A 14,422-nucleotide genomic window follows, 5' to 3' on the forward strand; every position below is an offset into this window, starting at 1 on the left:
ATGCTGTTCAGAATGTTGACTGAATGCGCCCGACGACCGCATCGCCGTTGCGACCATAGAGGTTAACGGTGGCGGAAGAACGACTGACGATGAAGTGGTTATAGTCCAGCATGAATTTAAAATAGCGGTTGGGATACCAGCTTAGGCCCGTTGCCCAGACAGTCTGCTGTCCGCCACGGACGCCATCTGCATCTCCTATGCGGCTGTTGAGATCAGCGACGCTATAACGGGCTGCAATTTCCAGAGCTCCCCAACGATCATGCAGGGGATCAAATTCCTGATCCGGAGAGACGCCGGGGGCAAGGAAACCTCCTTCCTGGATGCTGTAACGCCGTGGGTTTCCAAAAAGCGTGTATCCAACAGCACCATACCACCCCTGGAATCCGAGTGAGGGTAAACCCTCTGTGCGTTCAACACCGATGCGATAATACTCAGCCTTTATCAGAAGTCGTTTCCAGCGCAGCGCGAGCTCCGGCCCTGCTGACCAGAGTTGAGCAACATTATTGATGGCGTCCGTCGTCATAAGGATGGATTCGCCCAGATTGATTTCCGGGCGTTGGGCAAACGTATAACTGCGGCCTGTCGTGCTCTTGGCAACCTTGAAAGATGCGATGGAGGAGATGCCGACATGCATGTCCACGTCTTTGGTTACAACTGGGCGGCCTGCGACACGGAAGGTTCCACCTGTCTGACTATCCGTGATCTCGTCCCCGACACTGGCATAATAGCCGCGCTCGTTGCGATTGCCCCATTCCTGCCCGGTGAAGTACCCTCCAATCCACCAGCGATCGGCATAGTGCATACCTCCCACGCTGAATCTGGCATCGTTGGCGGCAATCGTGCGGACAAGATCAATAATTGCAGGGCGCTCAACAAACATGAAGTCGTTCGAGCTCTCTGCATCTTCTTCCGTCACACGGGGTTGAAAATATCCAACGGTCAGTACGGTGTTATGCAGCCCGGCATAGTTGATGTTGGCTTCGTAAAGGCCAACCTGACCATCATGGTTGCCATGCCCGAAGTCGGGTGTGACGTTTGCAACCCAGTCCTTGTAGCGGAAGGTAAACGGAATCCGGAGGCGTCTACTGTTGGATGTAAAGCTGTTGAAATTGCCTCGCTCTTCGTCATTTCTGTGCGAAATGCTTGGGAAGCCGCCAAAATCTTCCTGAAACGCTAAACCAATAGACAAAGAATAGGCGCCATCGGCTGTCTTGAATGTCGGACGCCCGTTCGGGAAGCCAATCTTGATTCCTCCGACGCTGACTTCCTCATCCTGAGCGGTAGCGGCCTGGAAATCCTGCCAGGAGGTCACGATGCCTCGGTCTGATGGCGGCGTGTCTTGCGGATGGACGCCTGGCCGATGGATTGTCAGTGGAGCAATGGCAGGCATGACCTGAAGAAGCGGAGGCGGCGGGAGAAAGCTTGCGCGCTGCCTGTAGGGATTTGCTTCTGTTTCTTCGCGCTGGTGTGCCAGAACGGCCCGAGCCTGTCTGAGTTCTTCGTTTCGCTCTTTCCGGAGTTTCTGGACCTCCGCCTGCATTGCCCTGATCTGGCGCTCCATGATTTCCAGTCTGTCGGCAGCGAAAACGGGGAAAGTGGAAGCAAGAGACAGTAAAAACGTTGCTGTTGCTAGAAAACTCAGGCGGGTCAAAGAGACAATCATAAGCGAAAGGGCGTCCTGGAAGGGCAGCTCATCTGTCGGGGCCAAGATCGCAGGCATACTGCAGGCGAGGATTTTCTGTTTAGACAGAAATCACAATGAGGTGCGTATCATTGTGCGACAAATAGAGGGCTACGGTAGACGCCACTGTTTCTTGTCTGATGCTCGATCAATGGAAAAGGCGGGGGCATGGTCCATGACCCGCCCCGCCTGAAAAATGGTGAAGTGTTAGAAACCAGCCTGAATTCGGGCTGCAATCGAGTTGCCACTGCGGCCATACAGGTTGGTCGCCTGCATGCTGCGAGACACGATGAAGTGGCTGTAGTCCAGCATGAGGCGGAAATGGCGATTGGGATACCAGTTCAGGCCGCCGGTCCAGACTGTTTGTTGACCACCGCGAATGACATTCTTGGCGTTTGCATCATTCAGGCCACTATTGAGGTCAATGACACTGTAGTGGCCGACGACTTCAAGAGCCCCCCATTGGCCGAGCGCCGGATTGAATTCTTCGTTGGCCTTTACGCCGGGACCACCAAAAGCGCCTTCCTTGATGTTGTACATGCGAGGGTCACCGAAGATTGTATAGGCTGCTGACCCGTACCAGCCTTGGAACCCCGCGGACTTCAGACCGGGGCCAGAACGCTCGACGCCAACGTGATAGTACTCCCCTTTGACGATCAGACGTTTCCAGCGGATGCCCAGTTCAGGGCCAGCAGCCCAGACCTGGGCAGCATTTGTGATTCCTCCTGTTGCCGCGAGATTAGCCTCTCCAATGTCGAATTCAGGACGCTGGCCGAAGGATGTTGACCGTGTGCAATGGTTGGCATCTGCTCCTGTGTTGCAGGCAACCTTGAAGGCTGAAATGGCAGACGCTCCAACATGGACGTCCACGTCCTTTGTGACCACAGGTCGGCCAGCGACACGGAGTGTGGCGCCTGTCTGACTATCAACGGTATTGGCGTTGCCGCCGCCATAATAGGTACTGCCGTTGTCAGAGGCGTTGCGGTGTCCCCATTCCTGGCCCGTAAAGTATCCGGCAACCCACCAACGCTTTTCATAATGCAGCCCACCAACACTGAAACGGGCATCGCCAGCAGCGATGTTGCGGACCATGTCAGTGATGCTCGGACGTTCAAGTGTGAAGAAGTCATTCGAGCTTTCGGAATCTTCCTCCGTCACGCGAGGCTGGAAGTAACCCGCAGTCAGGATTGTATTGCGAAAACCAGTGTAGTTCAGGTTGCCCTCGTACAGGCCGACATAACCATCATTATGGTTCGCCCCAAAATCAGGCGTAACGGCTGCAACCCAGTTCTTGTAGCGGAACATGAACGGGATACGCAGGCGTCGCAGATTGGAGGTAAAGCTGTTGAAAGCACCACGGCTTTCGCCTGCCCGTGGGCCTGCATTGAAGAATCCGCCAAAGTCTTCATGGAAGGCCAGTCCAATGGAGAAAGCATACGCGCCATCGGAAGACTGAATGGTTGGACGGCCTTTGGGAAAGCCAATTTTCACGCCACCAACCGTGACTTCCTCGTCCTGAGACGTCGCGCGCTGGAAGTCGGCCCATGAACTGACATCTGCACGGTCCGAAGCCGCACGGCCACTGTCCGGACTACCAGTCCCTTGGCGAACAGTGATTAGGGGGGTAGTGGATTGTGGTGGGGAGCCAATATAGCGGCTACGTTGACTGTAAGGGTTATTTTCCGCTTCTTCACGCCGACGGGCAAGGACGGCTCTGGCTCGCTTGATCTCGTCGTTATGCTCTTTCTTCAGGGCATTCAACTGCGCCTGCATCGCGTGAATCTGGCGTTCCATGATTTCCATCTGGTCAGCCGCATGGGCATGACCAACGAACGTTCCAAAAGACATCAGGGTCGAAGTCGCCAGAAGGGCTGTTGTTCTTCGAACAGAAAAAGTCATTGCCGTGGTGCATCCTTGCATGAATGGCAGGTGATCCACAGCGGAGGTATCTGATTTCGTTTTTTGAAGAGTGGGAAGGTTTCATGACGGTAAAAAGACTCATTTATGACAAACCCTGTCATGTCTTTGAAAATGTGTGTCTTTTAGAAACGGGCTGCATTTTCCCATTGTTGAATGCTTTAAGGGGAATGGACCATGGGTGTGTTATTTACGCATCAGGCACTCTGAGCCTGTCATGAAACTATCATGTGCCACCCTCTGTTTCCCTTGGAAGGGTGGGGCTAGTACATAACTCCGTTTACCAATGCCCGGTTAGGGATCATCATGATTAAGAACAAGCTCGCGCTTTTCGGTTTTGTCGCAATGACGGCCCTTGGTTCTGTCTCGCTGTCTTCTGCCCGTGCTGAGGAGATTACGGGTGCAGGCTCCAGCTTCGCAGCCCCCATCTACGGGGCGTGGGGGGCCGCTGCTAAAACTCAGATCGGGGTGAACGTAAATTATCAGAGCGTCGGCTCCAGCGCTGGCCAGGATCAGGTTATTGCCCGCACCGTCGATTTCGGCGCTTCTGACAAGCCGATGGCTGCTGACCGCCTGGCTGCTGAACACCTGTATCAGTTCCCGACCGTGATGAGCGGCATTGTCGTCGTTGCCAATGTTCCGGGAATCGAGGCTGGCAGCCTGCATCTGGATGGTCCGACGCTTGCCGCTCTGTACGATGGCGACATCACGGAGTGGGATGATGATCGCATCAAGGCTCTGAATCCGGGTTTGAAACTGCCGGAAACAGATGTCGCTCCGGTTCATCGTGCTGATGGTTCGGGCACAAGCTTTGTCTTCACATCCTATCTGTCTCAGGTCTCCCCTGAATGGAAGCAGAAGCTGGGCGCTGGCACGTCAATCGCATGGCCGGGCGGTTCTGGCGCCCGCGGCAATGACGGTGTGGCAGCGATGGTCAAGCAGACGGAAGGTGGCATCGGCTATGTCGAGTATTCCTATGCTGCACAGAATCATCTGAATATTGCCCAGATGAAGAACCATGCCGGCGCATTTATTTCTCCAACGCTCCAGAGTTTTGCTGAAGCTGCGAATGCGGCTGACTGGACCCATGCTGACCATTACGCGGTTAACCTGCTCGATACGGCGGGCGCAGGGGCTTGGCCGATTGTGACGGCAACGTTCGTTCTGGTTCCGACAAACCCGAAGGATGCGAAAGTCGCCAAGGCTGTTCGTGACTTCTTCGCCTGGGGATTTCAGAATGGTGATGCGGACAATGCCCGCCTTGACTATGTCGGCCTCCCCAAAAGCGTGAAGGACAGCGTACTGGCAGGCTGGGGGAAATAATCTTCCGGTCGTCCCTGTTTTCCTGATCATTTCTGCTTTTTCGGGGATGGTCAGAGCGCATAAAAAGGCGTTGAGTACCAAAGCGGGCTTCTCTTTAATGAGGAGCCCGTTTTCCTGTTTATCGCCCTGCCATGACGTGGTGTACTTTTGTCCACTTCCTCCGCCTCTGATGCCCCTGTAACGACCCTTTCGCCGGTCGTTCGGATTTTGATCGGCCTTATCTTCATTCTCGGACCGGTTTCGACAGATATGTATCTGCCAGCATTTCCCATGCTGGAACATGATCTGGGGCAGGGGGCGGGTTCAGCCCAGTTGACGCTGACAGCCTGGCTCGCCGGGCTCGCAATTGGGCAGTTTACACTCGGCCCACTCTGTGACCGCTATGGCCGTAAATTGCCGCTCCTGCTGGGGCTGGTGGTGTACGTGATTGCCTCTGCCTTACTGGCCGTGGTCACGAATTTTCACCTATTCTGCATCCTACGTTTCATCGCTGCGATGGGAGGGGCGACAACGTCCGTAGCGCCACGAGCTATGGTGCGGGACGTTGCCACAGGACCGGCTGGCGTGAAGCTGATGTCCCAGTTGATGCTCATCTTTGGTCTCGGACCGCTTCTGGCACCTTCCATCGGCAGTTTTCTGCTGGATCTGGGGGAGTGGAGACTAATCTTCTGGGTTGGGGCAGGATTTGGAGTGTTGCTGTTCATTGGAACGTGGTTCCTGCTGCCAGACACGTTTCCGCCAGAGAAGCGGTTTGCGCTCCCTTTTACAGGCGTGGTCGCCCGGTATTGGGGCCTGATTACAGAGCCACTGTTCTGCTCTGCTGCCATGGTCGCAAGCTTCGGCACCTTTACGATGTTTGCCTATCTTTCCAATGCACCAGCTCTTTTTGAGGGCATTCTGCATTTCTCGCCGCGCTTGTTCGCCATATTCTTTGGGTTGAACGCTGTAGGCTTTGTCTTGGGGTCACAGATCAACGCACGGATGGCGCAGCGCTTTCTGTTTACCAGAGTCATGGAATACGGAATGCTGGCTGTTCTAACCTTCACACTGCTTGGTGTGCTGGTTTGTTCGCTGGGGCTGGTTGGGCCACAAAATCCCTGGATACTCTGCATCCTGATTTTCTGTACGACGTCGTCGCTCGGATTTGTCGGGCCAAACGCTGGTGTTCTGGCCCTGACGCATCACGGGCATCAGGCAGGAGCAGCATCTGCCCTGATTGGTACACTGAACTGGACCATCGCAGGAGGTGCAGGCGTTTTAATGGCGCTGCTACCGTCACACTGGATCGGGTCCACATCAGTGGGCATGATGATCGGAATCATGGGCTGTTGGATCAGCGACTTGTGGCGTCGTCGTCTGGATCCGAATTCCTACTTGTCCGTTCGTCACTGAAACCCTGCCTGCGAACAGCCAAGGCGTAACCAAAGGCTAAAATTCAGCCTTTGGAAGAAACGCGGTCAGCTGCAACAGTAGCGATCATCAGAGCGCCGATAACAGGCACGAATGCGACCATTGAGAACTGGGCGAGAAGATTGGTTGGCAGGCCGATCAGGTGGATCAGGGTCATGGACGTCATGGAAGTTTTCTCCGTTTTACTTGCCGTTGATGGCGTGGGACGGGAGAAACTCCAGAAACCACTTTCAAAGCAACAAATGAAGATGCGGGATCAGACCTGCGTTTAATGCATAAATCCCTGCCAGAACTTTGCTGCAATTCATGAAATGCACATCCCTGACCTGAAACAGAGATTATTTCACGTTTCAGTTCAGGGATGTTCTATTGTCGCTTCCCTGGCAATTTAGGGTATCAAAATTTGGGAACGAGCACATTCGCGCAATAAAATTGCGCGAGGCCTCAATTTTTCTTGGGGGACGAAAGAGAAAGCCCGTCGCGTCGTAGCCCGTGCCAACTGAGAAGTGTGTCCGCCAGAAAGAAGAAAAGAGCGCCAACGGTGCAGGCCAGAGCTATGCCGAAAAAGGCTAGCAGCCATGTGGATGTGCTTGCATCGCGCAGCGAGCCGACAAAAAGAGCCATTGCCGCGCCGCAGGTCGAGGCCCCGCCGATGGCGTTGAGCATGATGGCTGCGTCCAGAACGAAGATTCGCCGATGGAGTCTGAGCTCATGAGCGGCCAGTCGTGCCGGTGTATAGAAAGGGTCTGGCGTATCGGTATCAGAAGGCGGAGCGGCCAGTTTTTTTCGTACGTCTTCGAGGTGATCTGCCACGCGAGCAAGGCGTGTGTTGAAGACGTTGATGAGTGTTCCAATGCCCGAAAGCATGAAAACCGGCGTCAGCGCGACTTGAATCAGATGGGCGGCACTATCGACCGCATCGGGGTCATAAGAAACAGGAAAAGGCATACCGCTCTCTATACTGTATCTTCCGAGAGCGAAAAGATGGCGTGCTCTGGAAAACATACCCCCGGATGGAGTAGGGAAAGACGACCATTTTCAGAGATGCCTGTCTTATGCCGATTTATCCCCGTCTATTGCGCTCCGCCTGTGCGATGCTTGGCCTGGGGATTGGTATGGCTCCGCTGGCATTCGGGCAGGCCGTGATGCATTGCTCGGGAACAGCGGCACAAGTTGAATTCGCCTGCCACACCTGGACGGAAATCGACCGCTCCGTTCATGGCGGTACGGATACTATTATCATTCCTGTCGGTGGTACGGAGCAAAGCGGGCCGTACATGGCTGTCGGCAAGCATAATGTGCGGGCGCAGGTTCTGGCGGACGAAATTGCCAGACAGGCCGGGCAGACGTTTGTGGCCCCCGTCATTGCCTATGTGCCGGAAGGTTCAACCTCCCCGCGAACCTCTCACATGCGTTTTCCGGGAACGATTTCCGTACCGCCTGCCGTGTTTGAGGGAATGCTGATAGGTGCCGCTGAAAGCTTTCGTGTGCAGGGTTTCCGGAAAATCGTTTTTCTCGGAGATCATGGAGGCTATCAGGCGTCCATGGCGCATGTGGCCCAGGAGCTGAATACGCGATGGAAGGGCCAGGCAGCAGTTCTGGACCTGCGCGATTATTATGAAGTTATTCCCCATCAGTATGCTGATGCCCTGAAAGCGCAGGGTCATGCAGCAGAAGTGGGTATGCATGCGGAGCTGAGCGATACGTCCCTGATGCTGGCCGTGGATCCGTCCCTGGTCCGTCAGGAAGCGCTTCGCACCGCTCCAAAACCCAGTGTCACCGATGGCGTTTATGGCGGGGATCCGCGCCAGGCTACGCCCGGACTGGGACGTATCGGCACAGAGATGCAGATACGCACCGCTGTAACGGCACTTCAGTCCTTCAACAGGAGCCATCCATGAATTTCAAGACCCCCCTTCTGGCGGCGCTGACGCTGCTGGGAGCCTCTGCGGCGCAGGCCCAGACCACGGCTCCTGCGGACGCAAGTGCACCGATTCCTGTGCCTCCGGCCCCGGCGGCTCCAGCAGCTCCGCCAGCTATGGTGCCTTTCTCGGCGCCAGCGCCTGCTGTTTCATCTGTTCCCGTGGCCGCCCCGGCTGCTTCAGATGCGGTGCAGACCATTCCGGGCATGCCAGCCGTGATTGATCCGCACAATATTTATAGCGAGACCACGCCGTCCCATATTTCCCCGGCGATCGCTCATGATCCGGCACGGGTTTATGTCCCGAACCTGCGTGGAAACAGCGTCTCCGTTATTGATCCAGTGTCTTTTCAAGTTGTGGATACCTACCCCGTTGGGCGCTCCCCACAGCACGTCGTGCCATCCTGGGATCTGCGGACGCTGTGGGTGACCAACAACAGTGAGGGACGTCCGGATGGCTCCCTGACGCCGATCGACCCTGCGACCGCAAAGCCCGGCGCAAATATCGCAGTAGATGATCCGTACAACATGTACTTCACCCCGGATGGCAAGTACGCGATCACGGTAGCTGAAGCTCACAAGCGTCTTGATTTCCGCGACCCGCACACGATGGAGCTAAAGGGCTCAGTCGAGACGCCGGAATGCAAAGGCGTCAATCACGCTGACTTCTCCATTGACGGCAAGTACGCGATCTTCACCTGCGAGTTTGGCGGTTATGTTGCCAAGGTCGATACCGTGAACCTGAAGATGATCGGTATGCTGAAGCTGTCCAAGGGTGGAATGCCGCAGGATATTCTGACGGCTCCAGACGGGCATAAGTTCTATGTTGCCGACATGATGGCTGACGGTGTGTTCGTCGTGGATGGTGACTCTTTTACGGAAACCGACTTCATCCCAACGGGTATCGGCACGCATGGCCTGTATCCGAGCCGTGATGGCAAGGTCATGTATGTGGCGAACCGCGGCTCCCATCGCATTCACGGTAAGCGCGGCAGTCCGGGTGGAGTGTCCATCATCGATTTTGCGACGGACAAGGTCATCAAGACCTGGATGATTCCGGGTGGTGGCAGCCCGGATATGGGCAATGTCAGTGCTGACGGCAAACTGCTCTGGCTGTCTGGTCGTTTTGACGATGTGGTTTATGCCATCGACACGGACACGGGGGCTGTCCGCAAGATCCCTGTTGGAGCAGAGCCACATGGCCTGACCGTCTGGCCGCAGCCAGGCCGTTACAGTGTGGGTCACACTGGCATTCTGCGCTGATCTGAGATGAGTGATGATGGAGACGTCCGTTGATGTCTCTATTCTTGAAAGCCCGGCAGAAATGCCGGGCTTTTTTATTACGGGTATCGGCGTCCTTTGAGAGAGCCGCTGTCTTCTTTGATCCCGTGTATGAGTCAGCCTGGGCAGGCGATCTAGGAGCAATTACGATCCTGTCTAAGGATGGCTCGGAAGGGCACTGAGGGTCATTTTGTAGGTCGCTATGACGTGAGGCTCATTATGTGCGCACGAATACTTGCAAGCATTTTGCTCCCAGATTCGATAATGTGCAGAAACACATGAGAGAAAAGGTGGCTCGAAGATGTTGATTGCTTCGATGTTGTGCTTCACTTTGACGGTTATTGCAGGCGTCTGGCTCGGCCTTTGCGTTCTTCGCAGCAAGCGTCCATTGAAGGCTCTGTTGCCAGTCCATGTCGGGTTTGCCCTGCTAGGCGCGGTTTTCATGATTGTCGCACTGGCGAATGGTGACAGCCGACTTATGCTGAATGTCGCTTTAGCCGTGGCCGTTGCTGCCTTTGGTCTTCTCATGGGTTGGGCAAGGCGGCGGGGCTATGTGATTGCCCCGCTCTACATGTGCCATATTCTGCTGGCAGTGATGTTTTACCTGTCTCTGGTCAGCTTCACGCTTTTCCCGAACTTTTAAAACGCCTTCTGTAGGAGTCAGGCTTTCTCAGGTGCGGGCTGAACGGGCTGCGGTCCTGTGTCGTTGGCGACCTTGAACTGCATGGTGTTGCCTGGCGGTGTGGTGGTGTAAGCCGTCGGCGTATAGAATTTGACGCCTTCTTCCGCGAAGCGGTTGGTCACGATACGGTTGAATTCGCGTTTGACCTTCCACTTCATCATTGGTGTGGTTCGGATGCTACCAATCAGGGTAGCGCCTCCGCTGTCGCTCTGATCCACGCCCAGATCTGTGTAGTCGGACAGGATCATCGGCCCGAAAACCGGATCAGCACGCATTTCCTTGACGGCTTTTTCCATGATGGCAGAGACGCGTGGCAGGTCTTCCGACAGATCAAGCTGCTGCTTGATGACGATCTGGTTGTAGCCGCGCGCCGTGTTGGCAATGGAGGAGACGGACGAGAACGGGATGATGTGCAGATCGCCCGTAATGTCGCGCACCTTTACAGTCCGGATTGACAGGTTTTCCACGGTGCCCGAGACGCCGCCTGTCGTCACCCAGTCACCGACCTGGATTGCGTCTTCAACGAGCATGAAGAAGCCCGTGATGAAGTCCTTCACCAGACTTTGGGAACCGAAAGCGATAGCTGCGCCAAGGATGCCTGCACCGGTCAGAAGTGGCGTTACGTTGATGCCGATCTGCGAGAGTGTCGTTACGGCAACGATGATAATGATGATGGCCAGAAGAACGGTGCGGATAATTGGCATGACCGTGCGCAGGCGGGTTGCTCGGGAACGCTGGCCTGAGGTCTCGAAAGACGAGAGCTGCCGGTTCAGCATGATGTTGACCATTTCCCAGATTGCAGCAGCCACAGTCGCTGCAATCAGCATGGTCAGTGCGGTATCCATCAGACGACGGCCCAGGGCATTCTTGATGAAGAAGCCGAAGGTTGGCAGGCCCCATGCTTCTGTGATGGCAACCAGCGTGAGGAACAGAATGGCCCCCGTCAGCACCATGCGTGCGACAGGGTAGTATCGGTCAGCGCGTTTCTGAAGTTCCGGAAACCGCTCCACAAGCTGTGGATTGACGCGGAAAAACCGGTCCTGAAGCCCATAGGCCAGAACCGCACCCAGACGGGAAGCTACGAGCACACCGATCGTGACGCCTGTCGTTTTGAGAATCCAGGCGTAGCCGCCCTGCAGATGGGCTGCCCAGACAATCCAGAGGGAAATATCCAGGAACATGGCAGGCACCCACCACAGGCGCGTGATGGCGGCAATAACCGTCCACATTCCTGTTTTCTTGCCAACCGTGCTGGGCTGAAGCGCATTGCTGACAATGTGACGGATGCGCCAGATGAAGGCGGCGATCAGCACGTGTTCAACAAGAACGACGGCTCTGATCATGGCATCCGTCCCACGGGGGGCCAGATTGAATTGTGCGCCAAGTTCAGAGAGGCAGATGACAATGGCGGGAGCCGCAACCAGTACGTTCCACCACCGTGTCACCATGAATGCCGTCGGCGTGCTCGCTGGCAGGAGCCGGATGGTCGGTGATCGTGGAGTGAGGCCCGTCTCGACCAAGAGGTAGAGTGTGCGTGCCCCGGCATAAGAGTATGCGAGCGTCAGAATAACGTTCACCGTTCGCTCAGTCAGGGGCAGAACCAGTACCGCCAGACCTGCTAGAAGCAGGAATGCCAGAACAGGCAGGGCTTTGAGCAAAAAGTGACCCAGGGCGTAAGGAATACGGGACAGGAAACGGAGCGTCTCGACCTGACGTCTCTGGTCTTCTGCACGGGTCTGGCTGGAGTTGCTGCTGGCTTCGGCATCTGCTGGAAGAGGTGCCGGATCTGTTTCAGGAAGCGCCTGAATGTTCCGGACTTCCCGCGCCTGCGCCTTGAGCGTCAGGTTCTGGAGCGGTTTGCGAAGCATCAGCGCGATGGTCCGTTCAAGCCCCAGACCACACGCGATAACCAGCGCGGCAATTCCAAATGCATGCAGGATTGGCGCGCGTGTTTCTGCCGATAGCATCTGTGACCTGAACCAGTGGCCGACCAGCCCCAGATCACTGAAGAGGTTCAGGAAGTTGTGAACATATCCCAAAGACTGCGTACGAACGCTCTTCAGACCGTTATCAATCTCTGGCGACACGTCCGGCATGGTCGCGGCCTTGGAGTCAGGGCTTGCCGCAGGCGTGTCTGTCTGTTTGACACCACGCGCCATGAGGGAGAGCGTGTGTGTGAAGCTGTCACGCTGTTTGGGGTCATTCAGAACATTCAGAAGTTGCTGAGCTTCCTGAGCCGACAGGGGAGCCGCCGTGGGGCTGACTGTCGCTGCTGCGGCTTTTGCAGGTGTTGTTTCCGCCCAGCTGAAGGGTGTTGCCAGCAGGGCCGTCAGGAAAACCAGAAAGGCCATGAAAGAATGGCGTTTCTTTTGACGGGGTGTTCGTGACTGGACTGGCCGTGAAGGGGAACACATCGGTCTGAAATGTCCTTGATATGCCTTGAAGCTGGAGCATGTCCGCGCAAGGTGAGGTCTGTTCTGGCCGGGAGGGCCGTTTTCAAGCAGGAGTGCCACAGGATGAGGTTCTCTGTCCAAAAAGTGATGCGTTATTCTGCGGCTTCCAGTGAAGGGACTGAGGCCGCTGCCCCGCTTTCATTTGCCTCCAGCGCTTCCAGTGCATCTGCATGGTCGATCCCCCACAAATAGAGCTGTTCAATGGGCTCGACGAAGACCTTCCCGAGAGATGTCAGGCTGTATTCCACATTGGGTGGCATGATCTGGTGTATCTCACGACAGACGAGTCCCTTTTCTTCGAGCTCTCTTAGTGTCTGGGTCATCATTTTTTTTGAAAGACCAGGAATGCTCCGCTGAAGGCGACCGGGGCGTGAACTGCCTCCTAGAAGGTGGAGCGTATGGAGGATCATGGTCGTCCATTTCCCGCTGAAAAGTCTTAGAACCCGGCGTGGCGCGCAGTCTTCGTCAAAGGGAGCCCGGCGATAGTGGGCCGGGAGGGAAGTTGTCATTTCTTGGGAACCTTTTGGTATCCAGGGCACAATATGGTGCCGTCTGGAACTGTTCACGCCAAGGGCTCAAATGAAGGGCGAACCAATTTTCGGGAAAGGAGACCCTGATGTCCCGTATTGCTCTTGTTGTCGGATCGACTGGAATTGTTGGCCAGACGCTCGCGACGCGTCTCGTTGCCGAAGGCTGGACTGCTCATGGTCTGGCACGCCGGCCCCGGCATGACATGGCCGGTGTTCTGCCGATTGCGGCAGACCTGTTGGATCTAAACAACCTTAAACTGGCCCTGAAGGATCTGACGCCCACACACGTCTTTTTCTGTTCCTGGCTTCGTCAGCCCACGGAAGAAGAAAACTGTCGCGTTAATTCCGCGATGGTCCGCAATGTGTTTGAGGCACTTCCCGCGCCAGAGAGGCTTGAGCACGCTGCGCTTACAACGGGTATGAAGCATTATCTTGGGCCATTTGAATCTTATGCTTCAGGTGAGCCACCCCAGACGCCATTCCGGGAGGACATGCCGCGTCTGCCTTTGGCTAATTTCTATTACGATCAGGAAGATGTGCTGTTTGCCGCCGCGGAAAAATATGGCTTTTCCTGGAGCGTACATCGTCCCCACACCATCATCGGATATGCAGTTGGGAACGCGATGAATATGGGGAGCACTTTGGCTGTTTACGCGACGATCTGCCGTGAAACGGGACGTCCCTTCGTTTTCCCTGGCTCGCCTGTACAGTGGGATAGCCTTACCGACCTGACTGATGCCCGTCAGTTGGCCAGGCAGCTTCTCTGGGCGTCAACATCTGAAAGCGGATGGAATGAAGCCTTCAACGTGGTGAACGGGGATGTGTTTCGCTGGAAATGGCTGTGGCCCCGCCTTGCTGCATGGTTCGGTTTGGAAGCAGCGCCTTATCCCGGCCACGCGACAGATCTTGAGGAAACCCTGTCGCAAGATGGAGACTTGTGGGCGCAGATTGCTGAGAAATATGGTCTGACCGAAAGTCGGATCGATCACCTTGCGTCTGCCTGGCATACGGACGCGGATCTGGGGCGTCCTGTCGAATGTGTGACGGACATGTCCAAGAGCCGTCTGGCAGGGTTTGACGGGTGGCAATATACGCCAGACTCGTTCTTCGATTTGTTTGAGCGCCTGAGGGCGGAGAAACTGATTCCCTGAGACAAAAACCATAAAACAGGATTTATTTAGTCCTGTTTGTGGAAAAGCACTGTTTTCTCAGACATAGAGTGTT

Annotated in this window: 12 protein-coding genes; 6 read left to right on the forward strand and 6 right to left on the reverse strand. The window is 55.6% G+C overall.

Features of this window, described 5'->3' with window-relative positions:
• Positions 1–7: 7 nt before the first annotated feature.
• A complete protein-coding gene (locus tag ABF979_RS02890) occupies positions 8–1,663 on the reverse strand; it encodes a porin (protein WP_415557696.1) in 1,656 nt (551 codons plus the stop codon).
• Positions 1,664–1,888: 225 nt separating this feature from the next.
• Positions 1,889–3,580 (reverse strand): OprO/OprP family phosphate-selective porin, encoded by a 1,692-nt coding sequence (locus tag ABF979_RS02895; protein WP_415557637.1) that lies wholly within the window; start codon positions 3,578–3,580, stop codon positions 1,889–1,891.
• A 324-nt stretch (positions 3,581–3,904) separates the two neighbouring features.
• On the opposite strand from ABF979_RS02895, the gene pstS reads away from it, so the two are divergent.
• Positions 3,905–4,921 carry a phosphate ABC transporter substrate-binding protein PstS gene (pstS, locus tag ABF979_RS02900; RefSeq protein ID WP_202206972.1) on the forward strand — a complete coding sequence of 339 codons (1,017 nt, stop codon included), beginning with the start codon at positions 3,905–3,907 and terminating at the stop codon, positions 4,919–4,921.
• 147 nt (positions 4,922–5,068) lie between these two features.
• Complete coding sequence (locus tag ABF979_RS02905) at positions 5,069–6,313, forward strand: multidrug effflux MFS transporter (protein ID WP_202206973.1); 1,245 nt, start codon at positions 5,069–5,071, stop codon at positions 6,311–6,313.
• Positions 6,314–6,356: 43 nt separating this feature from the next.
• Here the strand turns inward: ABF979_RS02905 and ABF979_RS02910 are convergent, their stop codons facing one another.
• Both ABF979_RS02910 and ABF979_RS02915 read right to left on the reverse strand, forming a co-directional pair.
• Complete coding sequence (locus tag ABF979_RS02910; protein ID WP_157091237.1) at positions 6,357–6,497, reverse strand: hypothetical protein; 141 nt, start codon at positions 6,495–6,497, stop codon at positions 6,357–6,359.
• A gap of 278 nt (positions 6,498–6,775) precedes the next feature.
• Complete coding sequence (locus ABF979_RS02915) at positions 6,776–7,279, reverse strand: DUF2721 domain-containing protein (protein WP_202206974.1); 504 nt, start codon at positions 7,277–7,279, stop codon at positions 6,776–6,778.
• Between the two features lie 107 nt (positions 7,280–7,386).
• Here ABF979_RS02915 and ABF979_RS02920 point away from each other — a divergent pair, with 107 nt between their 5' ends.
• The 3 genes from ABF979_RS02920 to ABF979_RS02930 all read left to right on the forward strand — a co-directional run bounded on the left by ABF979_RS02920 (position 7,387) and on the right by ABF979_RS02930 (position 10,176).
• A complete protein-coding gene (locus ABF979_RS02920; protein ID WP_215749810.1) occupies positions 7,387–8,232 on the forward strand; it encodes a creatininase family protein in 846 nt (281 codons plus the stop codon).
• The gene (locus ABF979_RS02925) at positions 8,229–9,515 is read left to right on the forward strand and encodes a hypothetical protein (protein ID WP_415557638.1); all 1,287 of its coding nucleotides are present in this window, start codon (positions 8,229–8,231) and stop codon (positions 9,513–9,515) included. The genes ABF979_RS02920 and ABF979_RS02925 overlap by 4 nt, the downstream gene beginning before the upstream one ends.
• A gap of 319 nt (positions 9,516–9,834) precedes the next feature.
• Positions 9,835–10,176 (forward strand): hypothetical protein, encoded by a 342-nt coding sequence (locus ABF979_RS02930; protein ID WP_064275267.1) that lies wholly within the window; start codon positions 9,835–9,837, stop codon positions 10,174–10,176.
• Between the two features lie 17 nt (positions 10,177–10,193).
• Here the strand turns inward: ABF979_RS02930 and ABF979_RS02935 are convergent, their stop codons facing one another.
• Positions 10,194–12,566 (reverse strand): mechanosensitive ion channel family protein, encoded by a 2,373-nt coding sequence (locus ABF979_RS02935; RefSeq protein ID WP_415557639.1) that lies wholly within the window; start codon positions 12,564–12,566, stop codon positions 10,194–10,196.
• A 194-nt stretch (positions 12,567–12,760) separates the two neighbouring features.
• The gene (locus tag ABF979_RS02940) at positions 12,761–13,177 is read right to left on the reverse strand and encodes a winged helix-turn-helix transcriptional regulator (RefSeq protein ID WP_211508135.1); all 417 of its coding nucleotides are present in this window, start codon (positions 13,175–13,177) and stop codon (positions 12,761–12,763) included.
• A gap of 107 nt (positions 13,178–13,284) precedes the next feature.
• Between ABF979_RS02940 and ABF979_RS02945 the strand changes: the two genes are divergently transcribed.
• Positions 13,285–14,349 carry an SDR family oxidoreductase gene (locus tag ABF979_RS02945; protein ID WP_415557640.1) on the forward strand — a complete coding sequence of 355 codons (1,065 nt, stop codon included), beginning with the start codon at positions 13,285–13,287 and terminating at the stop codon, positions 14,347–14,349.
• The last annotated feature ends 73 nt before the right edge of the window (positions 14,350–14,422 follow it).

The organism is Gluconobacter sp. (assembly GCF_047723935.1).
Classification (GTDB): Bacteria; Pseudomonadota; Alphaproteobacteria; order Acetobacterales; family Acetobacteraceae; genus Gluconobacter.